General features: G+C 58.1%; 35 protein-coding genes and 1 pseudogene. 35 read left to right on the forward strand and 1 reads right to left on the reverse strand.

The annotated features are described in order from the left end of the window. The 31 genes and pseudogenes from FFS13_RS15865 to bfr all read left to right on the forward strand — a co-directional run. Positions 1 to 105: pseudogene (locus FFS13_RS15865) on the forward strand (elongation factor Tu); the annotation flags it as partial. Between the two features lie 140 nt (positions 106 to 245). Continuing rightward, the gene (rpsJ, locus tag FFS13_RS15870) at positions 246 to 557 is read left to right on the forward strand and encodes a 30S ribosomal protein S10 (RefSeq protein ID WP_003186070.1); all 312 of its coding nucleotides are present in this window, start codon (positions 246 to 248) and stop codon (positions 555 to 557) included. Positions 558 to 641: 84 nt separating this feature from the next. After that, the gene (rplC, locus tag FFS13_RS15875; protein WP_122453851.1) at positions 642 to 1,277 is read left to right on the forward strand and encodes a 50S ribosomal protein L3; all 636 of its coding nucleotides are present in this window, start codon (positions 642 to 644) and stop codon (positions 1,275 to 1,277) included. 12 nt (positions 1,278 to 1,289) lie between these two features. Continuing rightward, entirely contained in the window at positions 1,290 to 1,892 is a 603-nt protein-coding gene (rplD, locus tag FFS13_RS15880; RefSeq protein ID WP_137820055.1) for a 50S ribosomal protein L4, read from the forward strand. After that, a complete protein-coding gene (rplW, locus tag FFS13_RS15885; RefSeq protein ID WP_002555488.1) occupies positions 1,889 to 2,188 on the forward strand; it encodes a 50S ribosomal protein L23 in 300 nt (99 codons plus the stop codon). The genes rplD and rplW overlap by 4 nt, the downstream gene beginning before the upstream one ends. Before the next feature lie 14 nt (positions 2,189 to 2,202). Beyond that, positions 2,203 to 3,027 (forward strand): 50S ribosomal protein L2, encoded by an 825-nt coding sequence (gene rplB, locus FFS13_RS15890; protein WP_137820056.1) that lies wholly within the window; start codon positions 2,203 to 2,205, stop codon positions 3,025 to 3,027. Positions 3,028 to 3,043: 16 nt separating this feature from the next. Beyond that, complete coding sequence (gene rpsS, locus FFS13_RS15895) at positions 3,044 to 3,319, forward strand: 30S ribosomal protein S19 (RefSeq protein ID WP_010486981.1); 276 nt, start codon at positions 3,044 to 3,046, stop codon at positions 3,317 to 3,319. Positions 3,320 to 3,332: 13 nt separating this feature from the next. Continuing rightward, on the forward strand, positions 3,333 to 3,665 hold the full coding sequence (gene rplV, locus FFS13_RS15900; RefSeq protein ID WP_003103908.1) for a 50S ribosomal protein L22: 333 nt from the start codon (positions 3,333 to 3,335) through the stop codon (positions 3,663 to 3,665). Between the two features lie 13 nt (positions 3,666 to 3,678). Beyond that, entirely contained in the window at positions 3,679 to 4,365 is a 687-nt protein-coding gene (gene rpsC / locus FFS13_RS15905) for a 30S ribosomal protein S3 (protein WP_119952552.1), read from the forward strand. Between the two features lie 12 nt (positions 4,366 to 4,377). After that, positions 4,378 to 4,791, forward strand: coding sequence for a 50S ribosomal protein L16 (gene rplP, locus FFS13_RS15910; RefSeq protein WP_110618209.1), 414 nt, complete (start codon positions 4,378 to 4,380; stop codon positions 4,789 to 4,791). Beyond that, complete coding sequence (gene rpmC / locus FFS13_RS15915) at positions 4,791 to 4,982, forward strand: 50S ribosomal protein L29 (protein WP_002555481.1); 192 nt, start codon at positions 4,791 to 4,793, stop codon at positions 4,980 to 4,982. Before rplP ends, rpmC begins: the two co-directional genes overlap by 1 nt. Positions 4,983 to 4,984: 2 nt before the next feature. Then, positions 4,985 to 5,251 (forward strand): 30S ribosomal protein S17, encoded by a 267-nt coding sequence (gene rpsQ / locus FFS13_RS15920; RefSeq protein WP_119952551.1) that lies wholly within the window; start codon positions 4,985 to 4,987, stop codon positions 5,249 to 5,251. 23 nt (positions 5,252 to 5,274) lie between these two features. Further along, positions 5,275 to 5,643: a 50S ribosomal protein L14 gene (gene rplN / locus FFS13_RS15925; protein WP_003289207.1), complete on the forward strand. Its 369-nt coding sequence runs from the start codon at positions 5,275 to 5,277 to the stop codon at positions 5,641 to 5,643. Positions 5,644 to 5,654: 11 nt separating this feature from the next. Further along, complete coding sequence (gene rplX, locus FFS13_RS15930; protein ID WP_119952550.1) at positions 5,655 to 5,969, forward strand: 50S ribosomal protein L24; 315 nt, start codon at positions 5,655 to 5,657, stop codon at positions 5,967 to 5,969. Between the two features lie 20 nt (positions 5,970 to 5,989). Beyond that, positions 5,990 to 6,529, forward strand: a complete 540-nt coding sequence (gene rplE / locus FFS13_RS15935; RefSeq protein WP_119952549.1) for a 50S ribosomal protein L5 — start codon at positions 5,990 to 5,992, stop codon at positions 6,527 to 6,529. Between the two features lie 13 nt (positions 6,530 to 6,542). After that, on the forward strand, positions 6,543 to 6,848 hold the full coding sequence (rpsN, locus tag FFS13_RS15940) for a 30S ribosomal protein S14 (RefSeq protein WP_137820057.1): 306 nt from the start codon (positions 6,543 to 6,545) through the stop codon (positions 6,846 to 6,848). 217 nt (positions 6,849 to 7,065) lie between these two features. Then, positions 7,066 to 7,458, forward strand: coding sequence for a 30S ribosomal protein S8 (gene rpsH, locus FFS13_RS15945; protein ID WP_137820058.1), 393 nt, complete (start codon positions 7,066 to 7,068; stop codon positions 7,456 to 7,458). A gap of 12 nt (positions 7,459 to 7,470) precedes the next feature. After that, positions 7,471 to 8,004: a 50S ribosomal protein L6 gene (gene rplF, locus FFS13_RS15950; RefSeq protein WP_137820059.1), complete on the forward strand. Its 534-nt coding sequence runs from the start codon at positions 7,471 to 7,473 to the stop codon at positions 8,002 to 8,004. A gap of 10 nt (positions 8,005 to 8,014) precedes the next feature. Next, complete coding sequence (rplR, locus tag FFS13_RS15955; RefSeq protein ID WP_119952545.1) at positions 8,015 to 8,365, forward strand: 50S ribosomal protein L18; 351 nt, start codon at positions 8,015 to 8,017, stop codon at positions 8,363 to 8,365. Between the two features lie 3 nt (positions 8,366 to 8,368). Then, the gene (rpsE, locus tag FFS13_RS15960) at positions 8,369 to 8,887 is read left to right on the forward strand and encodes a 30S ribosomal protein S5 (RefSeq protein WP_119952544.1); all 519 of its coding nucleotides are present in this window, start codon (positions 8,369 to 8,371) and stop codon (positions 8,885 to 8,887) included. A gap of 2 nt (positions 8,888 to 8,889) precedes the next feature. Continuing rightward, entirely contained in the window at positions 8,890 to 9,066 is a 177-nt protein-coding gene (gene rpmD, locus FFS13_RS15965; RefSeq protein WP_003186033.1) for a 50S ribosomal protein L30, read from the forward strand. Between the two features lie 3 nt (positions 9,067 to 9,069). Further along, positions 9,070 to 9,504 (forward strand): 50S ribosomal protein L15, encoded by a 435-nt coding sequence (gene rplO, locus FFS13_RS15970; RefSeq protein ID WP_119952542.1) that lies wholly within the window; start codon positions 9,070 to 9,072, stop codon positions 9,502 to 9,504. Beyond that, a complete protein-coding gene (gene secY / locus FFS13_RS15975; RefSeq protein ID WP_137820060.1) occupies positions 9,505 to 10,833 on the forward strand; it encodes a preprotein translocase subunit SecY in 1,329 nt (442 codons plus the stop codon). Between the two features lie 28 nt (positions 10,834 to 10,861). Then, the gene (rpmJ, locus tag FFS13_RS15980; RefSeq protein WP_002555468.1) at positions 10,862 to 10,978 is read left to right on the forward strand and encodes a 50S ribosomal protein L36; all 117 of its coding nucleotides are present in this window, start codon (positions 10,862 to 10,864) and stop codon (positions 10,976 to 10,978) included. A gap of 131 nt (positions 10,979 to 11,109) precedes the next feature. After that, entirely contained in the window at positions 11,110 to 11,466 is a 357-nt protein-coding gene (gene rpsM / locus FFS13_RS15985) for a 30S ribosomal protein S13 (RefSeq protein WP_108096520.1), read from the forward strand. Positions 11,467 to 11,496: 30 nt separating this feature from the next. Continuing rightward, positions 11,497 to 11,886, forward strand: a complete 390-nt coding sequence (gene rpsK, locus FFS13_RS15990; RefSeq protein ID WP_002555466.1) for a 30S ribosomal protein S11 — start codon at positions 11,497 to 11,499, stop codon at positions 11,884 to 11,886. 17 nt (positions 11,887 to 11,903) lie between these two features. Next, positions 11,904 to 12,524, forward strand: a complete 621-nt coding sequence (rpsD, locus tag FFS13_RS15995) for a 30S ribosomal protein S4 (protein ID WP_119952540.1) — start codon at positions 11,904 to 11,906, stop codon at positions 12,522 to 12,524. Between the two features lie 22 nt (positions 12,525 to 12,546). Beyond that, on the forward strand, positions 12,547 to 13,548 hold the full coding sequence (gene rpoA, locus FFS13_RS16000) for a DNA-directed RNA polymerase subunit alpha (protein ID WP_119952539.1): 1,002 nt from the start codon (positions 12,547 to 12,549) through the stop codon (positions 13,546 to 13,548). A 42-nt stretch (positions 13,549 to 13,590) separates the two neighbouring features. Then, positions 13,591 to 13,977: a 50S ribosomal protein L17 gene (rplQ, locus tag FFS13_RS16005; protein WP_119952538.1), complete on the forward strand. Its 387-nt coding sequence runs from the start codon at positions 13,591 to 13,593 to the stop codon at positions 13,975 to 13,977. A 354-nt stretch (positions 13,978 to 14,331) separates the two neighbouring features. Next, on the forward strand, positions 14,332 to 15,780 hold the full coding sequence (locus tag FFS13_RS16010; protein ID WP_137820061.1) for a catalase: 1,449 nt from the start codon (positions 14,332 to 14,334) through the stop codon (positions 15,778 to 15,780). Between the two features lie 147 nt (positions 15,781 to 15,927). Continuing rightward, a complete protein-coding gene (gene bfr, locus FFS13_RS16015; protein WP_137820062.1) occupies positions 15,928 to 16,392 on the forward strand; it encodes a bacterioferritin in 465 nt (154 codons plus the stop codon). Positions 16,393 to 16,450: 58 nt separating this feature from the next. Here the strand turns inward: bfr and uvrA are convergent, their stop codons facing one another. Further along, positions 16,451 to 19,297, reverse strand: coding sequence for an excinuclease ABC subunit UvrA (gene uvrA, locus FFS13_RS16020; protein ID WP_137820063.1), 2,847 nt, complete (start codon positions 19,295 to 19,297; stop codon positions 16,451 to 16,453). A 129-nt stretch (positions 19,298 to 19,426) separates the two neighbouring features. On the opposite strand from uvrA, the gene FFS13_RS16025 reads away from it, so the two are divergent. The 4 genes from FFS13_RS16025 to FFS13_RS16040 are packed head-to-tail and all read left to right on the forward strand — an operon-like array spanning position 19,427 to position 23,165. Continuing rightward, positions 19,427 to 20,821, forward strand: a complete 1,395-nt coding sequence (locus FFS13_RS16025) for an MFS transporter (protein ID WP_137820064.1) — start codon at positions 19,427 to 19,429, stop codon at positions 20,819 to 20,821. A 9-nt stretch (positions 20,822 to 20,830) separates the two neighbouring features. After that, a complete protein-coding gene (locus FFS13_RS16030) occupies positions 20,831 to 21,334 on the forward strand; it encodes a single-stranded DNA-binding protein (RefSeq protein WP_137820065.1) in 504 nt (167 codons plus the stop codon). A gap of 21 nt (positions 21,335 to 21,355) precedes the next feature. Next, complete coding sequence (locus FFS13_RS16035) at positions 21,356 to 22,240, forward strand: sugar nucleotide-binding protein (protein WP_137820066.1); 885 nt, start codon at positions 21,356 to 21,358, stop codon at positions 22,238 to 22,240. Then, complete coding sequence (locus FFS13_RS16040) at positions 22,233 to 23,165, forward strand: NAD-dependent epimerase/dehydratase family protein (RefSeq protein WP_137820067.1); 933 nt, start codon at positions 22,233 to 22,235, stop codon at positions 23,163 to 23,165. The genes FFS13_RS16035 and FFS13_RS16040 overlap by 8 nt, the downstream gene beginning before the upstream one ends. Positions 23,166 to 23,217: the final 52 nt, after the last annotated feature.

The raw sequence follows: 23,217 nt of genomic DNA on the forward strand, positions 1-23,217 counted from the left end.
GTCACCCTGATTGCTCCGATCGCGATGGAAGACGGTCTGCGTTTTGCCATCCGTGAAGGCGGTCGTACCGTTGGCGCTGGTGTAGTAGCCAAAATCATCGAGTAATCGTTGATTCTTGAAAAAAGCCCCCGCTTGCGGGGGCTTTTTTATTGAGTTGACACCTAGAGGGGGCGTCTATAGAATTGCGCCTCCTTTTAACGGGCGTATTGCGTCCGCTGGGAATAGCAGCTGGGAGTCTGAGGTCAATGCAAAATCAACAAATCCGGATACGGTTGAAGGCTTTTGATCATCGCCTAATCGACCAATCCACCCAGGAAATCGTGGAAACCGCGAAACGTACTGGTGCTCAGGTGCGTGGTCCGATTCCTCTGCCTACTCGCAAAGAGCGGTTTACGGTTCTGGTTTCTCCGCACGTCAACAAAGACGCGCGCGACCAGTACGAAATCCGTACTCATAAGCGCGTGCTGGACATCGTTCAGCCAACGGATAAAACCGTTGATGCTCTTATGAAGCTCGATCTTGCGGCTGGCGTGGAAGTGCAGATCAGCCTCGGCTAAGACCTGTAAGGTTTTAGTCGTGTAACGCTCTGAAATGGGCGGCCATAGCGGGTGAAAGCCCCGTACACTCATGAGGTTTACAACATGACTATTGGTGTAGTCGGTCGTAAGTGCGGTATGACCCGTATTTTCACCGAAGAAGGTGTCTCCATTCCGGTTACGGTCATTGAGATCGAGCCGAATCGCGTCACTCAGTTCAAAACCGAAGAAAGCGATGGCTATCGTGCAGTGCAAGTCACTGTCGGTGAGCGTCGTGCTTCGCGCGTGACTGCTGCTCAAGCAGGTCACTTCGCTAAAGCAAACGTAGCTGCCGGTCGCGGCGTCTGGGAATTCCGTCTTGAAGAAGGCGAGTACCAGGCTGGCGATCTGATCAATGCAGAAATTTTCCAAGCAGGTCAGCTGGTGGATGTCACCGGTCAGTCCAAGGGTAAAGGCTTCGCCGGTACCATCAAGCGCTGGAACTTCCGCGGTCAAGATAACACCCACGGTAACTCCGTCTCCCACCGCGTCCCTGGCTCCATCGGCCAGTGTCAGACTCCTGGTCGTGTTTTCAAGGGCAAAAAGATGTCCGGTCATATGGGCGCTGAGCGCGTGACCGTGCAGTCCTTGGAAGTTGTGCGCGTCGACGCTGAACGCAATCTGCTGCTGGTCAAGGGCGCTGTGCCTGGCGCTACTGGCGGCAACCTGGTTGTGCGTCCGGCAGCCAAGGCTCGCGGTTAAGGGGAAGCTGACATGCAATTAAATGTAAATGACGCTCAGGCGATCGAAGTTTCCGAAGCAACCTTCGGCGGCGAATTCAACGAGACGCTGGTACACCAGGCGGTCGTGGCCTACATGGCTGGCGGTCGTCAGGGCAGCAAGCAGCAAAAGACTCGTTCCGACGTTTCCGGTGGCGGTAAGCGCCCGTGGCGTCAGAAGGGTACTGGCCGTGCTCGTGCCGGTACTATCCGTAGCCCAATCTGGCGTGGCGGCGGTACCACTTTCGCAGCGCGTCCGCAGGATCACTCCCAGAAGCTGAACAAGAAGATGTACCGCGCAGCACTGCGCTCCATCCTTGCTGAGCTGGTGCGTACCGATCGTCTGGTTGTGGTTCAAGACTTCGCTGTCGAAGCGCCGAAAACCAAAGATCTGCTGAACAAGCTGAATGGCATGGGTCTGACGGATGTTCTGATCGTGTCTGATGCTGTTGATCAGAATCTGTACCTGGCTGCTCGCAACCTGCCGCACGTCGACGTACGTGATGTGCAGGGTTCCGATCCGGTCAGTCTGATCGCATACGACAAGGTGTTGATCACTGTGTCGGCCGTGAAGAAATTCGAGGAGCTGCTGGGATGAACCAGGAACGCGTATTTAAAGTGCTACTTGGCCCGCACGTCTCTGAGAAAGCCACGGTTTTGGCTGACAAAAAAGGCCAGTTCGTTTTCAAGGTTGCGACCGATGCAACCAAGCTGGAAATCAAGAAGGCCGTCGAAAGCCTGTTCAGCGTGAAAGTAGAGCGTGTGACTACCCTGAATGTTCTGGGTAAGAGCAAGCGTACTGCTCGCGGTCTGGGCAAGCGTAATGACTGGAAGAAGGCAGTAATCTCCCTTCAGCCGGGCCAAGATCTCGACTTCAGCAGCAGTGCTGAGTAAGGAAGGGGTGCATCATGGCAATCGTTAAATGCAAACCGACTTCCGCTGGCCGCCGTTTTGTGGTCAAGGTGGTCAACCAGGAGCTGCACAAAGGCGCTCCTTACGCACCGCTGCTCGAGAAGAAGTCGAAGTCTGGTGGTCGTAACAACAATGGCCGTATTACCACGCGTCACATCGGTGGTGGTCATAAGCAGCATTACCGTCTGGTCGATTTCCGTCGCAACGACAAAGATGGCATTCCGGCCACTGTCGAGCGCATCGAATATGACCCGAACCGTACCGCGCACATCGCTCTGCTGATGTACGCAGACGGCGAGCGCCGCTACATCATCGCCCCTAAAGGCGTGAGTGCTGGCGACCAGCTGATCGCAGGTGCCCTGGCACCGATCAAGCCGGGCAATGCTCTGCAACTGCGTAACATGCCGGTCGGTAGCACCGTGCATGGTGTTGAACTGAAGCCGGGTAAAGGTGCTCAGATCGCTCGTTCCGCTGGTGCTTCGGCTCAGCTGATCGCTCGTGAAGGTGCTTACGTGACCCTGCGTCTGCGTTCCGGTGAAATGCGTAAAGTGCTGGCTGAGTGCCGTGCGACCCTGGGCGAGGTCTCGAACTCCGAGCACAGCCTGCGTTCGCTGGGTAAAGCTGGTGCCAAGCGCTGGCGTGGCGTTCGCCCGACCGTTCGTGGTGTTGCCATGAACCCAGTCGACCACCCGCATGGTGGTGGTGAAGGTCGTACCTCTGGTGGTCGTCATCCGGTGTCTCCATGGGGCTTCCCGACTAAGGGCGCGAAGACTCGTGGTAACAAGCGCACCGATAAAATGATCGTCCGTCGTCGCAAGTAAATAGAGGGATACGACAGTGCCACGTTCTCTGAAAAAAGGTCCTTTTATTGATCTTCACCTACTGAAGAAGATCGAAGTGGCGGTGGAAAAGAACGATCGCAAGCCGGTGAAAACCTGGTCGCGCCGTTCCATGATCCTGCCACAGATGGTTGGTCTGACCATTGCTGTACATAACGGTCGTCAACATGTCCCAGTTCTCGTGAACGAAGACATGGTCGGTCACAAACTGGGCGAGTTTGCCGGTACCCGCACTTATCGTGGGCACGTGGCTGACAAGAAAGCCAAGCGTTAAGGGGTAAGGAACGATGGAAGTAGCCGCTAAGTTGTCGGGCGCTCGAATCTCCGCCCAGAAAGCCCGCTTGGTCGCCGACCAGATCCGCGGGAAGAAGGTGGGCGAAGCGCTCAACCTGTTGGCTTTCAGCAGTAAGAAAGCCGCCGAGATCATGAAAAAAGTGCTGGAGTCGGCTGTAGCCAACGCCGAGCACAACGAAGGCGCAGACGTGGATGACCTCAAGGTTTCCACTGTTTTCGTCAACGAAGGGCGTTCGCTGAAGCGCATCATGCCACGTGCCAAAGGCCGTGCTGATCGCATCGTCAAGCGGTCTTGCCATATCACTGTCAAGGTTGCTGACAAGTAACGGAGTCGAAGAGATGGGTCAGAAAGTACATCCCATTGGCATTCGCCTGGGTATCGTCAAGGAACACACCTCCGTCTGGTACGCCAGCGGTCGGACTTATGCGGACTATTTGTTCGCTGATCTGAAGGTGCGTGAGTATCTCCAAGACAAACTAAAAAGCGCGTCCGTCAGCCGTATCGATATTCATCGTCCGGCTCAAACAGCACGTATCACCATCCACACCGCTCGTCCCGGCATCGTGATCGGCAAGAAAGGTGAGGATGTTGAGAAGCTGCGTCAGGACCTGACCAAGCAAATGGGTGTGCCTGTGCACATCAATATCGAAGAGATCCGCAAGCCGGAGCTCGACGGTATGCTGGTTGCGCAGAGCGTAGCTCAGCAGCTGGAGCGTCGTGTGATGTTCCGTCGCGCCATGAAGCGCGCTGTACAGAACGCCATGCGCATTGGTGCCAAAGGCATCAAAATCCAAGTGAGCGGTCGTTTGGGCGGCGCAGAAATTGCCCGTACCGAGTGGTATCGCGAAGGTCGTGTGCCGTTGCACACCCTGCGTGCCGATATCGACTATGCCACGTACGAAGCGCACACCACTTATGGTGTGATCGGTGTCAAGGTTTGGATCTTCAAGGGCGAAGTAATTGGTGGTCGCCAGGAAGAACTGAAGCCGCAAGCACCTGCGCCTCGTAAAAAAGCTGCTAAGTAAGGGGTACGCCAAATGTTGCAACCAAAGCGTACGAAGTTCCGCAAGCAGATGACTGGCCACAACCGTGGCTTGGCTCAGCGCGGTAGCAAAGTCAGCTTCGGCGAGTTCGCGCTGAAGTCTGTTGCTCGTGGTCGTCTCACCGCCCGTCAGATCGAGTCCGCTCGTCGTGCTCTGACTCGTCACGTTAAGCGTGGCGGGAAAATCTGGATTCGAGTGTTCCCTGATAAGCCGGTCACCAAGAAGCCTCTCGAAGTGCGGATGGGTAAAGGTAAGGGTAGCGTCGAGTATTGGGTTGCCCAGATTCAGCCAGGCAAAGTCCTGTATGAAATCGAGGGTGTTTCCGAAGAGCTGGCGCGTGAGGCTTTCGCCCTGGCTGCTGCAAAGCTGCCGCTCGCCACCTCCTTTGTTAAGCGGACGGTGATGTGATGAAAGCGAATGAACTTCGTGAAAAATCAGCACAGCAGCTGAACGAGCAACTGCTCGGCCTGCTGCGCGACCAGTTCAATCTGCGTATGCAGAAGGCAACTGGCCAGTTGGGGCAGTCTCACCTGCTCTCGCAAGTTAAGCGTGACATCGCTCGCGTGAAGACTGTGCTCAACCAGCAGGCAGGTAAGTAATCATGGCTGAAGCCGAAAAAACCGTCCGTACGCTGACTGGCCGTGTCGTCAGCGACAAGATGGACAAGACCATCACCGTCCTGATCGAGCGTCGCGTAAAGCACCCGATCTACGGTAAATATGTGAAGCGTTCGACCAAGCTGCACGCCCACGACGAAACCAATCAGTGCCATATCGGCGACAAGGTCACTATTCGTGAGACTCGTCCGCTGGCCAAGACCAAAACTTGGGCACTGGTTGAAGTCGTTGAACGCGCAGTGGAAGTCTAAGGACTAGGGGTCGGAGAAATTATATGATTCAGACTCAATCCATGCTCGATGTGGCCGACAACAGCGGTGCACGCCGTGTTATGTGCATCAAGGTGTTGGGCGGTTCGCATCGCCGTTACGCTGGCATCGGCGACATCATCAAAGTCACCGTCAAGGAAGCAATTCCGCGCGGTAAAGTGAAGAAAGGCCAAGTGATGACTGCTGTCGTAGTCCGCACTCGCCACGGTGTTCGTCGTCCAGACGGCTCCATCATTCGCTTTGATGGCAACGCTGCTGTTCTGCTGAACAACAAGCAAGAGCCGATCGGCACCCGTATCTTTGGGCCCGTGACCCGTGAACTTCGCTCTGAGAAGTTCATGAAGATCGTCTCGCTCGCCCCTGAAGTGCTGTAAGGAGATCCGACATGCAAAAGATTCGTCGTGACGACGAGATCATCGTGATCGCCGGCAAAGACAAAGGTAAGCGTGGCAAGGTGCTCAAGGTTCTCGCTGACGACCGTTTGGTCGTTGGTGGGATCAACCTGGTAAAGCGCCATACCAAGCCGAACCCGATGTCGGGCGTTCAAGGCGGTATCGTCGAGAAGGAGGCGCCGCTGCACGCCTCTAACGTCGCCATTTTCAACGGTGAAACCAGCAAGGCTGACCGCGTTGGTTTCAAAGTAGAAGACGGCAAAAAAATTCGTGTCTTCAAGTCGACCCAAAAAGCGGTTGATGCTTGAACACTGCTAGGTAGAAGACCATGGCACGACTAAAAGAGATTTATCGGAAAGAAATCGCTCCGAAGCTTAAGGAAGAACTTAAGCTGTCGAACGTGATGGAAGTTCCGCGCGTTACCAAAATCACCCTGAACATGGGTCTTGGCGAGGCGATCGGTGATAAGAAAATCATCGAGCACGCGGTAGCGGATTTGGAAAAAATCACCGGTCAAAAAGTCATTGTGACTTACGCTCGGAAATCCATCGCAGGCTTCAAAGTCCGTGAAGGTTGGCCGATCGGCGTCAAAGTTACTCTGCGTCGCGATCGTATGTATGAATTCCTGGATCGTCTGCTTTCGATCTCCCTGCCGCGCGTGCGTGACTTCCGCGGCCTGAATGCCAAGTCCTTCGATGGTCGTGGCAACTACAGCATGGGCGTCAAAGAGCAGATCATTTTCCCGGAAATCGATTACGACAAGATCGATGCTCTGCGCGGTCTGGACATTACCCTGACCACCACTGCTCGTACGGATGATGAAGGTCGCGCCTTGCTGCGTGCTTTCAACTTCCCGTTCCGCAACTGATTGGAGTAGGAACATGGCCAAGCAAAGCATGAAAAACCGCGAGCTGAAGCGTCAGCAAACGGTAGCAAAGTTCGCTAAGAAGCGTGCCGAGCTGAAAGCTACCATCGTCAATCCGAACACCAGTCCGGAAGCTCGTTGGGAAGCGCAGATCGCTCTGCAGAAGCAGCCACGTGACGCCAGCGCCTCGCGCCTGCGTAACCGCTGCCGCCTCACCGGTCGCCCGCACGGAGTGTACCGCAAGTTCGGCCTCGGCCGTAACAAACTGCGCGAAGCTGCCATGCGCGGTGACGTACCGGGTCTGGTGAAAGCTAGCTGGTAAGTCGTCTTGTCTCGATTCGTGGCTGCCTGGCTCGCAAGGGTTCGGCAGTTGCGTTGAGCGATAATGAATCAAGCCCCTTTTGGGGCTTGATTCATTTTTAAGCAGTCTCTAGAATGATCGGCTCGCCTGAGCCTGGGTTTTTAATTTGCCCAGAGTTTTTTCTAGCGACTGTAGTAGCCGTAAGGCTAATTCTTTTTGTATCAGGAGCGTCTAGCCCATGAGTATGCAGGACCCGTTAGCGGACATGCTAACTCGTATCCGTAATGCCCAGATGGCTGAAAAGTCCGTCGTCAGCATGCCTTCCTCCACGTTGAAGGTGGCTGTAGCCAAAGTCCTCAAGGACGAAGGTTACATTGCGGGTTTTCAGATCAGCAGCGATATCAAGCCGTTGCTATCCATCGAGCTGAAATATTTCGAAGGCCGTCCGGTCATCGAAGAAGTGAAGCGCATCAGCCGTCCAGGCCTGCGCCAGTACAAGTCCGTCGATGATCTGCCAAAAGTTCGTGGCGGTCTTGGCGTATCCATCGTCTCCACCAACAAAGGTGTGATGACGGATCGTGCTGCGCGCGCTGCCGGTGTCGGCGGTGAAGTGCTTTGCACAGTGTTCTAAGGGGGGATAAGCATGTCTCGCGTTGCTAAGAACCCCGTTAAGCTGCCAGCTGGTGTTGAGATCAAACTCGCCGGCCAACAGCTTTCGGTGAAGGGTGCTAAAGGCGCTCTAGAACTGAACGTTCATTCGTCCGTTGAAGTGGTTGAGGAAGCCGGTGAACTGCGTTTTGCAGCTCGCAATGGCGATCAGCAAACACGTGCAATGGCCGGTACCACCCGTGCGTTGGTTAACAACATGGTGATCGGCGTCAGCCAAGGCTTCGAGCGTAAGCTTCAGCTGGTTGGTGTTGGTTACAAAGCACAGGCAAAAGGCGAAGTGCTGTCCCTGGCGCTGGGCTTCTCGCATCCGGTGGAATACGAACTTCCGCAAGGCGTCACCGCCGAAACCCCCAGCCAGACCGATATCCTGATCAAGGGCATCGATAAGCAGCTGGTTGGTCAAGTGGCCGCTGAGATCCGCGACTTCCGTCCGCCAGAGCCCTATAAGGGCAAGGGTGTGCGTTACGCAGACGAAGTCGTCCGCCGTAAAGAAGCCAAGAAGAAGTAGGGCATAGCAAATGACCGACAAAAAAGTTACTCGACTGCGTCGCGCTCGCAAAGCACGCCTGAAAATGCACGAGCTAGAAGCCGTGCGTCTCTGCGTGTATCGCTCTTCGCAGCACATTTACGCCCAGGTCATTTCGGCCGACGGCAGCAAAGTCCTGGCAAGTGCCTCGACTTTGGACAAGGATCTGCGTGATGGTGCCACCGGCAACATCGATGCGGCCACGAAAGTTGGTCAGCTGGTTGCTGAGCGTGCGAAAGCCGCTGGCGTCACTCAGGTGGCATTCGACCGTTCTGGCTTCAAGTACCACGGCCGTGTTAAGGCACTGGCTGATGCTGCTCGTGAAGGCGGGCTGGAGTTCTAAGTTATGGCAAATGATCAAAGACGCGACAGCCGCGACGAAGGCCGCGACGAAGGCTACATCGAGAAGCTGGTTCAAGTTAACCGCGTTGCTAAGACCGTAAAAGGTGGCCGTATTTTCACTTTTACCGCGTTGACCGTGGTGGGTGATGGTAAGGGTCGCGTAGGTTTCGGTCGTGGCAAGTCCCGCGAAGTGCCGGCTGCTATTCAGAAAGCAATGGAAGCTGCTCGTCGCAACATGATTCAGGTGGACCTCAATGGCACCACTCTGCAGTACGCGATGAAGTCTGCCCATGGCGCCTCCAAGGTGTACATGCAGCCTGCTTCTGAAGGTACCGGCATCATCGCGGGCGGCGCTATGCGTGCCGTTCTCGAAGTGGCTGGCGTGCAGAACGTATTGGCCAAGTGCTATGGCTCGACTAACCCGGTGAACGTGGTTCACGCCACATTCAAGGGTTTGAAGGCTATGCAATCTCCTGAGTCTATTGCGGCTAAGCGCGGCAAGAGCGTTAAGGAGATCTTCTGATCATGGCTACCGTTAAAGTAACGCTGATCAAAAGCATGACCGGCCGTATCCCCAACCACAAACTCTGTGTGAAGGGGTTGGGTCTGCGTCGTATCGGTCACACCGTAGAAGTGCTGGATACTCCCGAGAACCGCGGGATGATCAACAAGGCTTACTACATGCTGCGAGTCGAGGGTTAACACATGTACCTGAACGATCTGAGTCCTGCGCCGGGTTCCCGTCGCGAGAAGCACCGTCCGGGCCGTGGTATCGGTAGCGGTTTGGGTAAGACTGGTGGCCGCGGCCACAAAGGTCAGACCTCCCGCTCCGGTGGCACCATTGCTCCGGGCTTTGAAGGCGGTCAACAGCCGCTGCACCGTCGTCTGCCGAAGTTCGGCTTCGTCTCCCTGAAGGCTATGGATCGCGCCGAAGTGCGTACCTCCGAGCTGAATAAAGTGGAAGGCGATGTCGTGACTCTGCAGTCTCTGAAGGATGCCAACCTGATTAATCAACACGTACAGCGCGTGAAAGTCATGCTGTCCGGTGAGATTACTCGTGCGGTCACCCTTAAAGGTATCGCTGCCACCAAAGGTGCGCGTGCGGCTATCGAAGCAGCTGGCGGCAAGTTCGAGGACTAAATGGCTAAGCAAGGTGCTCTCTCAGCGCTCAGCAATGGTGGGTTATCCGAGCTCTGGGCTCGACTGCGCTTCCTCTTTATGGCGATTATCGTCTATCGGGTAGGTGCACACATCCCAGTGCCGGGGATCAATCCCGACCGGCTGGCTGACCTGTTCCGACAGAATGAGGGGACTATTCTTAGCCTGTTCAACATGTTTTCCGGCGGCGCGCTGGAGCGGATGAGTATCTTTGCGCTGGGGATCATGCCGTACATTTCGGCATCGATCATCATGCAGCTCATGACCGCTGTCAGCCCGCAGCTGGAGCAGTTGAAGAAGGAAGGTGAGTCTGGCCGTCGCAAGATTAGCCAGTACACCCGCTACGGCACCTTGATCTTGGCTTTTGTGCAGGCGACCGGCATGTCCGTTGGCCTGGCGGGTCAGGGTGTGGCGTTCTCGGTCGATTTCGGCTTCCACTTCGTGGCTGTCACCACCTTCGTGGCGGGTGCCATGTTCATGATGTGGTTGGGCGAGCAGATCACTGAGCGCGGTGTCGGTAACGGCATCTCGATGCTGATTTTTGCGGGCATCGTGGCTGGTCTGCCGAGTGCTGTCGGGCAGTCTTTCGAGTCTGCTCGTCAGGGCGATATCAATATTTTCGCCCTGGTCGCCATTGGTTTGCTGGCGGTAGCGATCATCGGTTTTGTGGTGTTCATTGAGCGTGGTCAGCGTCGCATTGCGGTGCATTACGCCAAGCGTCAGCAGGGCCGTAAGGTCTTCGCGGCGCAGACTAGCCACTTGCCGCTGAAGGTGAACATGGCCGGTGTCATTCCGGCAATTTTCGCCAGTAGCCTTCTGTTGTTCCCGGCTTCGCTGGGTGCCTGGTTCGGTCAGTCTGAAGGTATGGGCTGGCTCCAGGATATTTCACAGGCTATCGCTCCTGGTCAGCCGTTGAACATTTTGCTGTTTAGTGCAGGGATTGTTTTCTTCTGCTTCTTCTATACGGCACTGATGTTCAATCCGAAAGACGTAGCAGAAAACCTGAAGAAGTCCGGTGCCTTTATTCCGGGTATCCGTCCGGGCGAGCAGTCCGCGCGCTATATCGATGGCGTGTTGACTCGTTTGACCATGTTCGGTGCTTTGTACATGACGGCCGTTTGTTTGCTGCCCCAGTTCCTGGTGGTGGCTGCCAACGTACCGTTCTACCTTGGCGGGACCTCGTTGCTGATCGTGGTAGTGGTTGTGATGGACTTTATGTCGCAAGTACAATCGCACCTCGTTTCACACCAGTACGAATCCCTGATGAAGAAAGCCAACCTGAAGGGCTACGGCAGCGGCATGCTCCGCTGATGTGTCCATAAGGTTCGAGGAGTTGGTGATGAAAGTTCGTGCATCGGTGAAAAAGCTGTGCCGTAACTGCAAAATTATTCGCCGTGAAGGTGTCGTGCGAGTGATCTGCAGTGCTGAACCGCGTCACAAGCAGCGCCAAGGCTGAGTGTGATCAAAAGCTATAAGCCCGGCAGCTAGTGCGCTGCCGGGTTGCTTATTTGTTATTACAGCGTTAATATCTCGCGCCCTTTTCTTGGCTTCCCGGGCGTAGGTAGCTGTCAATTGGAGTCTCACTGAATGGCCCGTATTGCAGGCGTCAACATTCCAGATAACAAGCATACTGTTATCTCGCTGACCTACATCTTTGGTGTTGGTCGCACTACTGCGCAGAAAATTTGCGCAACCACTGGGGTTAACCCAGCGGCAAAGATTAAAGATCTGAGCGATGAGCAGATTGAACTCTTGCGTGGCGAAGTTGCGAAGGTAAACACCGAAGGTGACCTTCGTCGTGAAGTCAACATGAAAATCAAGCGCTTAATGGACCTGGGTTGCTACCGCGGCCTGCGTCATCGTCGCGGCCTTCCGGTCCGCGGTCAGCGTACCAAGACCAACGCACGTACCCGTAAGGGTCCGCGTAAGCCGATCCGCAAGTAATCGCACCCGCGAATCGACAGGAATCTAGTCATGGCAAAACCTGCTGCTCGTCCTCGTAAAAAAGTCAAAAAGACAGTGGTTGATGGCATCGCCCACATCCACGCGTCTTTTAACAACACCATTGTGACCATTACCGATCGTCAAGGTAACGCCCTGTCCTGGGCTACCTCTGGTGGCTCGGGTTTCCGCGGTTCACGCAAGAGCACCCCGTTCGCCGCCCAGGTGGCTGCTGAACGTGCTGGTCAAGCTGCGCTGGAATACGGCCTGAAGAACCTCGACGTTAACGTCAAGGGTCCCGGTCCGGGTCGTGAGTCCGCTGTCCGTGCATTGAACGGCTGCGGTTACAAGATCGCCAGCATCACCGACGTGACGCCAATCCCGCATAACGGGTGCCGTCCGCCGAAGAAGCGTCGCGTGTAATCAGGAGACAGTAGAAAATGGCTCGTTACATTGGTCCCAAATGCAAACTGTCCCGTCGTGAAGGCACTGACCTCTTTCTGAAGAGCGGTGTTCGCGCTATCGAATCGAAGTGCAACATCGAGGCAGCCCCTGGTATCCACGGTCAACGTCGTGGTCGCCAATCCGATTACGGTACTCAGCTGCGTGAAAAGCAGAAAGTTCGTCGTATCTACGGCGTACTAGAGCGCCAGTTCAGCGGTTACTACAAGGAAGCTGCCGGTCGTAAAGGCGCAACCGGTGAGAACCTGCTGCAACTGCTCGAGTGCCGTCTGGATAACGTCGTATACCGTATGGGCTTCGGTGCTACTCGTGCCGAATCCCGTCAGCTGGTTTCGCACAAAGCGATCAGCATCAACGGTAAAACCGTAAACGTACCGTCCTACCAGGTTCGTGCTGGTGACGTGGTTGCGGTTCGCGAGAAATCGAAGAATCAGCTGCGCATTGTTCAAGCTCTTGAGCTGTGTGCCCAGCGTGGCCGCGTTGAGTGGGTCGAAGTGGACACTGAGAAGAAAACGGGTGTGTTTAAAAACGTACCGGCTCGCAGTGACCTCTCCGCCGACATCAACGAAAGCCTGATTGTCGAGCTCTACTCCAAGTAAGGGCTAGAAAATAGGTGCATCCATGCAGATTTCGGTAAATGAGTTCCTGACCCCCCGCCATATCGATGTGCAGGTGGTCAGTCCGACCCGTGCCAAGATCACTCTCGAGCCTCTCGAGCGTGGTTTCGGCCATACCCTGGGCAACGCGCTGCGTCGTATTTTGTTGTCCTCAATGCCTGGCTGTGCAGTAGTCGAGGCCGAAATTGACGGTGTACTCCATGAGTACAGCGCCATTGAAGGTGTTCAGGAAGACGTCATTGAAATCCTGCTCAACCTGAAAGGTCTGGCTATTAAGCTGCATGGTCGCGACGAAGTGACTCTGACACTGGCGAAGAAGGGCTCGGGCGTAGTTACCGCTGCCGATATTCAGCTGGATCATGATGTCGAGATCGTCAATGGTGATCACGTTATTGCCAACTTGGCTTCTAACGGCGCACTGAATATGAGGCTCACTGTGGCTCGTGGTCGCGGCTATGAGCCGGCTGACTCGCGTCAGAGTGATGAAGACGAAAGCCGCAGCATTGGTCGCTTGCAGCTTGACTCTTCGTTCAGCCCGGTACGCCGTGTGGCGTACGTGGTTGAGAACGCCCGTGTTGAGCAGCGCACTAACCTCGACAAGCTGGTTATTGACCTGGAAACCAACGGTACCCTGGATCCGGAAGAGGCTATCCGCCGTGCCGCGACCATTCTGCAGCAGCAGTTGGCCGCGTTCGTCGACCTCAAAGGTGACAGTGAGCCCGTGGTGATCGAGCAGGAAGACGAGATCGATCCGATCCTGCTGCGCCCGGTTGACGACCTGGAACTGACCGTACGTTCGGCCAACTGCCTCAAGGCGGAGAACATCTACTACATCGGCGACCTGATTCAGCGCACCGAAGTAGAGTTGTTGAAGACTCCGAACCTGGGCAAGAAGTCCCTGACAGAGATCAAGGACGTCCTGGCCTCCCGTGGTCTGTCCCTCGGCATGCGCCTCGACAACTGGCCGCCGGCAAGTCTTAAGAAAGACGACAAGGCTACGGCCTGATCGTCGTAATCACCGAACGTGAGTTTGGTAAGGAATTGAACCATGCGTCATCGTAAGAGTGGTCGTCACCTGAGCCGCACCAGCGCTCACCGCAAGGCCATGTTTCAAAACATGGCGGTGTCGCTGTTTGAGCACGAGCTGATCAAAACTACCCTGCCTAAGGCCAAGGAACTGCGTCGCGTCGCCGAGCCGCTGATCACCCTGGCTAAAGAAGATAGTTTGGCTAACCGTCGTCTAGCTTTCGACCGTACCCGTTCGAAAGCCATCGTCGGCAAGCTGTTCAATGACCTGGGCAAGCGCTACGCCACCCGTCAGGGCGGTTACCTGCGTATCCTCAAGTGCGGTTTCCGCGCTGGCGACAATGCTCCAATGGCTTATGTTGAGCTGGTTGACCGTCCGGTCGGCGGCGCAGTAGAAGCTGCTGAGTAAGTCGTAGGTTGTAGAAAGAACCGGGCCATTGGCCCGGTTTTTTTATGTGCGTAAAAAGTGTCGAGAATAGTGCTTGTTGTTGTCCGCGGTAGGTGTGTTTTTAGGCGCGCCTGCCTGTGGTTTCTGCCATTAGGCATGCTGCCTGCCTGCCTGCCTGCCTGCCTGCCTGGTTGTGAGTGGTGAGGTGGTCTTGGGCGATGAGCTGGGGTCTTCTGTTTTGCTTATCTTAATTCTGTAAAAGAATAAGACTATCGAGAGCTTTTACTTAATAAATTGGCTCTGTTTCCCGGGTGGATCTAGCCTTTCATCCATTGCCGGACAGCACCGGTTGTATAACTGATGAGGAGAGCCAGGATGAGCCAGAAGCCTATTCTTACTAGCAGTAGCGGTAGCCCAGTTGCCGATAACCAGAATTCTCGTTCTGCCGGGCCGCGCGGGCCCTTGCTGCTGGATGACTTTCATTTGGTCGAAAAGCTGGCCCATTTCAACCGTGAGGTGATCCCTGAGCGCCGTGTGCACGCCAAGGGGTCGGGTGCTTACGGGACCTTCACCGTCAGCCGCGCTATCACCCAGTACACGCATGCCAAGCTGTTCGAGTCAGTGGGTAAACAGACGCCGGTATTCCTGCGCTTCTCCACTGTGGGTGGTGAGCGCGGTTCGGCGGATACCGAGCGTGATCCGCGTGGCTTTGCCTTGAAGTTCTACACCGAGGAAGGCAACTGGGATGTGGTCGGTAACAACACCCCGGTGTTCTTTATCCGTGACCCGTTGAAGTTCCCTGACTTCATTCATACCCAGAAGCGTTTGCCGCAGAGCAACCTGAAGAGCCCGCAAGCCATGTGGGACTTCTGGTCGCTGTCGCCGGAGTCGCTGCATCAGGTCACTATCCTGTTCTCGGATCGTGGCATTCCGGACGGTTATCGTTTCATGCACGGCTTTGGCAGTCACACCTTCAGTCTGATCAACGCCAAGGGTGAGCGGCATTGGGTCAAGTGGCACTTCAAAACTAAGCAGGGCATCAGGAACTTGGCGCCAGCCGATGCCGCGCGTTTGGCCGGTACTGACCCGGATTACGCCCAGCGCGACCTGTTTGGCGCGATTGAGCGTGGCGACTTCCCGAAATGGCGGGTGTGCATTCAGCTGATGACCGAGGCCCAGGCGGCAGCGCATCACGAGAACCCGTTCGATGTGACCAAAACCTGGTCGCAGAAGGAGTATCCGCTAATCGAAGTGGGTGAGCTGGAGCTCAATCGCAATTCGCAGAACTATTTTGCCGAGGTTGAGCAGGCGGCTTTTGCCCCGAGCAATATCGTGCCGGGTATCGGCTTGTCGCCGGACAAGATGCTGCAAGGCCGGGTGTTTGCTTACGCCGATGCGCATCGCTATCGCGTGGGGACCAATCACCAGCAGTTGCCGGTTAACGCGCCGAAGTGCCCCTACCACAACTATCAGCGGGATGGCTCGATGCGTTTCGATGGCAATGGTGGGGCGACGCCGAACTACGAGCCTAACAGCTATGTAGATGCGCCCAAGCAAGCGCCCGAATATCGCGAGCCGGCGTTGGCGTTGAGTGGTGCGGCGGATCGTTTTGACCATCGCGTCGATGATGATTACTACAGCCAGGCGGGTGCGTTGTTCCGTTTGATGGACGCAGGGCAGCAAGCGTTGTTGATCGACAACATCGCCGGCGCGATGAAAAGCGTCACGCGCGACGTTCAACTGCGCCAGATCGGGCATTTCCTCAAGGCCGATCCGGCCTATGGTGAGGGTGTCGCCAAGGCCTTGGGAGTTGCCCTGAGCTAAGTGGCGTCCTGTATGAAAAACCGCCCTAGTTCGAGGGCGGTTTTTTATGCGCGTAGATTTTTGCCGAGCGAATGGCTCGGGCTAAAACCGTGACCCGCCGGGGTTGTTCGGTCAAACTTGGCGTTTTGCTCAGGGAGAAGCGGGCGGATGAAAGGGCACCCGGAAGTCATCGACTATCTCAACACCTTGCTGGCCGGCGAGCTGGCGGCTCGCGACCAATACTTCATTCATTCGCGGATGTACGAAGACTGGGGCTTCAGCAAGCTTTACCAGCGCATCAATCATGAGATGGAGGAAGAGGCGCAGCATGCGGATGCGTTGATCCGCCGAATCCTGATGCTTGAGGGCACACCGCGCATGCGGCCTGACGACCTTGATCGCGGAGCCACGGTGCCGGAGATGCTGGCCAGCGATCTGCGCCTGGAGTACAAGGTTCGGGCTGCGCTGTGTAAGGGCATCGAGCTCTGTGAACAACACCAGGATTACATCAGCCGCGATATTTTGCGCGTACAGTTGGCCGACACCGAAGAGGACCACACCTACTGGCTCGAACAGCAGCTCGGCCGAATCAAGCTGATTGGCTTGGAGAACTACCTGCAATCGCAGCTCTGAACTGCTCGAGCAGGCACAAAAAAGCCCCTGCGCCCAACCGGCAGCAGGGGCTTTTTTTTCAGGCTCTGTCGCGCTCCAGCAAGGGTTTGAGGAAGTAGCCAGTATGCGATTGCGGCATCTCGGCCACTTGCTCCGGGGTGCCGCAGGCGATGATCTGTCCACCTCTGGAGCCGCCTTCGGGGCCGAGATCGACCAGCCAGTCGGCGGTCTTGATCACGTCGAGGTTGTGCTCGATCACCACCACTGTGTTGCCGTGGTCGCGCAGGCGGTGCAGCACATCGAGCAGTTGCTGGATATCGGCAAAGTGCAGGCCGGTGGTCGGCTCGTCAAGGATATACAGGGTCTTGCCGGTATCGCGCTTGGACAGCTCGCGCGACAGCTTGACCCGTTGGGCCTCGCCGCCAGAGAGCGTAGTGGCAGACTGGCCGAGCTTGATATAGGACAACCCGACGTCGACCAGCGTCTGCAGCTTGCGCGACAGGGCCGGCACCGCATCGAAGAACGGCCGAGCCTCTTCGATGGTCATCTCCAGCACCTCGTGGATGCTCTTGCCCTTGTACTTGATCTCCAGGGTTTCGCGGTTGTAGCGCTTACTCTTGCACACGTCACAGGGCACGTAGATGTCCGGCAGGAAGTGCATCTCGACCTTGATCAGACCGTCGCCCTGGCAGGCCTCGCAGCGTCCGCCCTTGACGTTGAAGGAGAAGCGCCCGGGGCCATAGCCGCGTGAGCGCGACTCAGGCACGCCGGCGAACAGCTCGCGGATCGGCGTGAACAGGCCGGTGTAGGTCGCCGGGTTGGAGCGCGGCGTGCGGCCGATCGGGCTCTGGTCGATATCGACGACCTTGTCGAGGTGCTGCAGGCCGTCGCAGCTGTCATGGGCGGCCGCTTCCAGTGTGCTGGCGCCGTTCAGGGCGGTGGCGCTAAGCGGATAGAGGGTGTTGTTGATCAGCGTCGACTTGCCCGAGCCGGAGACGCCGGTCACACAGGTCAGCAGGCCGAGCGGAATCTCCAGGTCGACGTTGCGCAAGTTGTTGCCGCGCGCGCCCTTGAGTTTCAGCGAACGCTTCTTATCGCGCTCGGTGCGTTTGGCCGGCACCGGGATTTTCACCCGCCCGGAGAGGTATTTGCCGGTCAGCGAATCCGGGTGCGCCATCACCTCGGCCGCCGTGCCTTCGGCCACGATTCGCCCGCCATGCACGCCCGCGCCGGGGCCGATATCGACCACATAGTCGGCCATGCGAATGGCGTCCTCGTCGTGCTCGACCACTATCACAGTGTTGCCGATGTCGCGTAGGTGCCGCAGGGTGCCGAGCAGGCGCTCGTTGTCGCGCTGGTGCAGGCCGATGGACGGCTCGTCGAGGATGTACATGACGCCCACTAACCCTGCCCCTATCTGGCTGGCCAGACGAATGCGCTGCGCCTCGCCGCCGGAGAGCGTGTCGGCGCTGCGATCGAGGGTCAGGTAGTCGAGGCCGACGTTGACCAAAAACTGCAGGCGTTCACGAATTTCCTTGAGGATCTTCTCGGCGATTTCGCCGCGGCGGCCGGTCAGGCTCAGGCTGCCGAAATACTCGGTGGCATCGCCAATCGGCAGGCCGGTGACGGCCGGCAGGGTTCTGTCCCCCACCCAGACATGCCGCGCTTCGCGGCGCAGGCGGGTGCCGCGGCAATCCGGACAGGGCTGGGTGCCGAGGAACTTGGCCAACTCCTCGCGCACCGTGGCCGATTCGGTCTCGCGGTAACGACGTTCCAGGTTCGGCACTATGCCTTCGAAGGGGTGGGCGCGTTTGACGATATCGCCGCGGTCATTCAGGTAGCGGAACTCGACGTTGGCGCTGCCGCTGCCATAGAGAATGACTTTCTGCTGTTCGGCACTGAGGTCGTCGAAGGGCAGCTCCAGGCTGAAACCGTAGTGTGTGGCCAGCGAGCCGAGCATCTGGAAGTAATAGACGTTGCGCCGGTCCCAGCCACGAATCGCGCCTTCCGCCAGGGTCAGCTCGCCGTTGACCAGGCGCTTGATGTCGAAGAACTGCTTCACGCCCAGGCCGTCGCAGGTTGGGCAGGCGCCGGCGGGGTTGTTGAAGGAGAACAGCTTGGGTTCCAGTTCGCTGATCGAGTGGCCGCAGAGCGGGCAGGCGAAGCGCGCGGAGAAGATGATTTCGTCGCCTTCCTCGCCGTGCTCATCGTCCGGGAGTGGCGCGACGAAGGCCAGGCCGTCTGCCAGCTTGAGGGCCGTCTCGAAGGATTCGGCCAGGCGCTGCTGTAAGTCGGCGCGTGCCTTGAAGCGGTCGACTACCGCATCGATCGAATGCTTCTTCTGCTTGTCCAGCTTGGGCAGCTCGTCCAGTTCATGAAGCTTGCCGTTAATCCGCACGCGGACGAAGCCCTGGGCGCGCAGCTCATCGAATACCGCCAGGTGCTCGCCTTTGCGCTCGCGCACGATCGGCGCCAGCAGCATCAGTTTGCGCCCTTCAGGCAGCGCCAGGACTTGGTCGACCATCTGGCTGACGGTCTGGGCTTCCAGCGGCAGATCGTGGTCCGGGCAGCGCGGAGTACCGACGCGGGCATAGAGCAGGCGTAGGTAGTCGTAGATTTCGGTGATGGTGCCGACGGTGGAGCGCGGGTTGTGCGAGGTGGATTTCTGCTCGATGGAAATCGCTGGCGACAGGCCTTCGATGGTGTCGACGTCAGGCTTTTCCATTATCGAGAGGAACTGCCGGGCATAGGCCGACAGCGACTCCACATAGCGCCGCTGGCCTTCCGCATAGAGGGTGTCGAAGGCTAGCGACGACTTGCCGGAGCCGGACAGCCCGGTGATCACGATCAATTTATCGCGCGGCAGGGTCAGGTCGATGTTCTTCAGGTTGTGGGTTCGTGCCCCACGAATCAGGATCTTGTCCACTGCGGCCTCGCATGGCGGGCGGAAACCCGCGAGTATACGGCTCGCAGCGACCTAGCGGCAAAGCGTCGCGCCTGTGCGAGGGTGAGACGGGGCTGGTAGAATCGCTGCGCATTTTCAAGAGGTTCTTCCATGCACGATCCGCACAGCGAACGCATGAGTGGTAGCGAGACCCGCGCGGCAAGCGGGCTGGCGCTGGTGTTCGCGTTCCGTATGCTCGGGATGTTCATGGTGCTGCCGGTGCTGGCCACCTATGGCATGGATCTGGCGGGCGCCACGCCGGCGCTGATCGGGCTGGCGATCGGCGCCTACGGCCTGACCCAGGCGCTCCTGCAAATCCCCTTCGGGGTGATTTCCGACCGTATCGGCCGGCGCCCGGTGATTTATCTCGGCCTGCTGATTTTCGCCGCCGGCAGTGTGCTGGCGGCGAATGCGGACTCCATCTGGGGGGTGATCGGCGGGCGCGTGCTGCAAGGCGCCGGGGCGATTTCGGCCGCAGTCATGGCGCTGCTCTCCGACCTCACGCGCGAGCAACACCGGACCAAGGCCATGGCCATGATCGGCATGAGCATCGGCCTGTCCTTCGCGGTGGCGATGGTGGTGGGGCCGTTGCTGACTCGCGTCTTCGGTCTCTCCGGGCTGTTTTGGGCCACTGCGGGCATGGCGTTGCTGGGGCTGGCGATTGTCGCCTGGCTGGTGCCGCGCTCAGACGGGCCCTTGCATCATCGCGAGTCTGAGCTGGCGCGCGAGGCGCTGGGCGCGACGCTGCGGCATCCGGACTTGCTGCGCCTGGATCTCGGGATCTTCGTGCTGCACGCGATTCTGATGGCCAGCTTCGTCGCGTTGCCGCTGGCGCTGGTGCAGGAGGCCGGGTTGCCCAAGGAGCAGCACTGGTGGGTGTATCTGACGGCGCTGCTGGTCAGCTTTGTCGCGATGATCCCGTTCATCATCTATGGCGAGAAAAAGCGCCAGATGAAGCGCGTCCTGCTGTGGGCGGTCACGGTGCTGCTGCTGTGTGAGCTGTTCTTCTGGCAGTTTGGCGGCAGTTTGCGCGCGCTGGTGCTGGGCACCGTGGTGTTTTTCACCGCGTTCAACCTGCTGGAAGCCTCGTTGCCCTCGCTGATCAGCAAGGTGTCGCCCGCGGGCGGCAAGGGCACCGCGATGGGGGTGTACTCCACCAGTCAGTTCCTCGGCGCGGCGGTGGGCGGCATTCTCGGTGGCTGGTTGTTTCAGCATGGCGGGTTGGGGTTCGTGTTCCTGGGTTGTGCTGCGCTCTGCGCGCTCTGGCTGGCCTTTGCTGTTACTATGAACGAGCCTCCGTATGTCACTAGCCTGCGCTTGCCATTGTCATCTGTAGCTGTGCGTGATGCTGGTTTAGTCGAGCGTTTACTGGCGGTGGCCGGAGTGACGGATGCTGTGGTGGTGGCCGAGGAGGCCGCCATCTATATCAAAATGGATACCGAACAATTGGATCGCACGTCCCTTGAGCGCCTGATCGAAGCGGCGCCGGCACGTGCTGAAGCCTAGGAGAACGTTATGGCCCGTGGGGTTAACAAAGTCATCTTGGTCGGAACCTGTGGCCAAGACCCGGAAACGCGCTACATGCCAAATGGCAACGCGGTCACCAACCTGAGCCTGGCCACCAGTGAGCAGTGGACCGACAAGCAGAGCGGGCAGAAGGTCGAGAAAACCGAATGGCACCGTGTTGCGCTGTTCGGCAAGGTCGCCGAGATTGCCGGTGAATACCTGCGCAAAGGTTCTCAGGTGTATATCGAGGGCAAGCTGCAGACCCGCGAGTGGGAAAAAGATGGGATCAAGCGGTACACCACCGAAATCGTCGTCGACATCAACGGCACCATGCAATTGCTTGGCGGTCGTCCAGACAGCAGTGGCGACTCCGCCCCGCGTCAGCAGCGCCCGCAACCGCAGCGCGAGCCGCAACAGCAGGCCCCGCGCGAGTCGCGTCCGGCACCGCAGCAGCAACCTGCGGCTCAACCGGCGCCGAACTACGACAGCTTCGACGACGACATTCCGTTCTAGCGACGGAGTTAGCCGGATCTTATGCGTATGCGCCTGATGCTGCTGGGCGGTGGTAATGCTCTTGGGCAGGCGCTGATTCGCCTGGGCGCCGAGGAGGACATTGGCTTCCTCGCGCCGCGCCCGCCGGAAGGGGGCTGGGATGCCGCCAGCCTGACCCAGTTGCTCGATGAAACCCGCCCCGATGCGCTGATCAATCTCGCCTACTACTTCGACTGGTTCCAGGCCGAAGTAGTCAGCGAAGAGCGCTTTGTGGCCCAGGAACGGGCGGTCGAGCGCTTGGCTGAACTGTGCCAGCATCACGCTATTCGCCTGCTGCAACCGTCGAGCTATCGGGTGTTCGACGGCTCGCGTGCCACCGCCTACAGCGAGAAGGAGGAGCAGGTTCCGCTCGGTTTGCGTGGGCAAACGCTCTGGCGGATCGAGCAGAGCGTGCGCGCGGCCTGTCCGCGGCATGTGTTACTGCGCTTTGGCTGGTTGCTCGACGAAAGCGTCGATGGCCTGCTCGGGCGCTTTCTCAGCCGCGCCGAGCAGGATGCTGAGTTGTTTCTAGCGGACGACCGGCGTGGTAATCCGACTCCGGTCGATGATGCCGCGCGGGTGATTATCGCCGTGTTGAAACAGCTGGACTGCCTGGCGCCGCTGTGGGGCACTTACCACTACGGTGGCTACGAGGCGACCACCTCGTTGGCGCTGGGCCAGGCCGTTCTGGCGGAGGCCCGGGCCTTCCGAAGTTTACGGGTGCAAGAGATCAGCCCGCAGGCCCATGCGGCCCGCCCAGATGCCGCCGATGAGCCGCAACATGCGGTGCTGGCCTGCAAGAAAATTCTGCATACCTTCGGCATCAAGCCGCGTGCTTGGCGGGCTGGGCTGCCGAGCCTTCTGGATCGTTATTATCGTCATGTCTGATTCGCCTATTTTGGTCACCGGTGGAGCCGGTTTTATCGGCTCGCATCTGGTCGATGCGCTGCTCGCCAAGGGCTATGCCGTACGCGTGCTGGATAATCTGTCGACGGGCAAGCCGGGCAACCTGCCGCTGGAAAACCCGGCGCTGGAGCTGATAGTCGGTGATGTCGCCGATGCGGCGCTGGTGCTGCGGGCGGTCGCCGGCTGCCAGGCGGTGGTGCATCTGGCGGCGGTGGCCTCGGTGCAGGCTTCGGTGGACGATCCGGTCAGCACCCACCAGAGCAATTTCGTCGGCACCCTGAATGTGTGCGAGGCGATGCGCCAGCACGGCGTCAAGCGGGTGCTGTTCGCCTCCAGCGCGGCGGTGTATGGCAACAATGGTGAAGGCCAGGCGATCGATGAAGACACGCCCAAGGCCCCGCTGACGCCTTATGCGGTGGACAAGCTGGGCAGTGAGCAGTACCTGGATTTCTATCGTCGCCAGCATGGCCTGGAGCCGGCGATCTTTCGCTTCTTCAATATCTTCGGGCCGCGCCAGGATCCGTCCTCGCCCTATTCCGGGGTGATCAGCATCTTTATCGAGCGTGCGCAGCAGGGCCTGCCGATCACGGTGTTTGGCGATGGTGAGCAGACTCGCGACTTCGTCTATGTCGGCGATCTGGTCGGGCTGCTGCTGCAGGCGCTGGAGTTGCCGACGCTCGAGGGGGGCGCGGTGAACGTCGGTTTGAACCGTGCCACTAGCCTCAACCAGCTGTTGGCCGAGATCGCCGGAGTGCTCGGCGGCCTGCCGCAAGTGAGCCATGTGGCGGCCCGTGCCGGCGATATTCGTCATTCGCGGGCGAACAATCGGCGCCTGTTGAGCCGTTACCGCTTCCTCGAGCCGACGCCTATGAGTGTTGGCCTGGCGCGCTTGCTGGGGCGTGACTAAGCCTTAGTGCCGGCAGCAAAAAAGCCGGCGAGTGATTCGCCGGCTTTTTTAT

This window comes from Pseudomonas sp. 2FG, from assembly GCF_005502935.1.
Taxonomy (GTDB): Bacteria; Pseudomonadota; Gammaproteobacteria; order Pseudomonadales; family Pseudomonadaceae; genus Aquipseudomonas.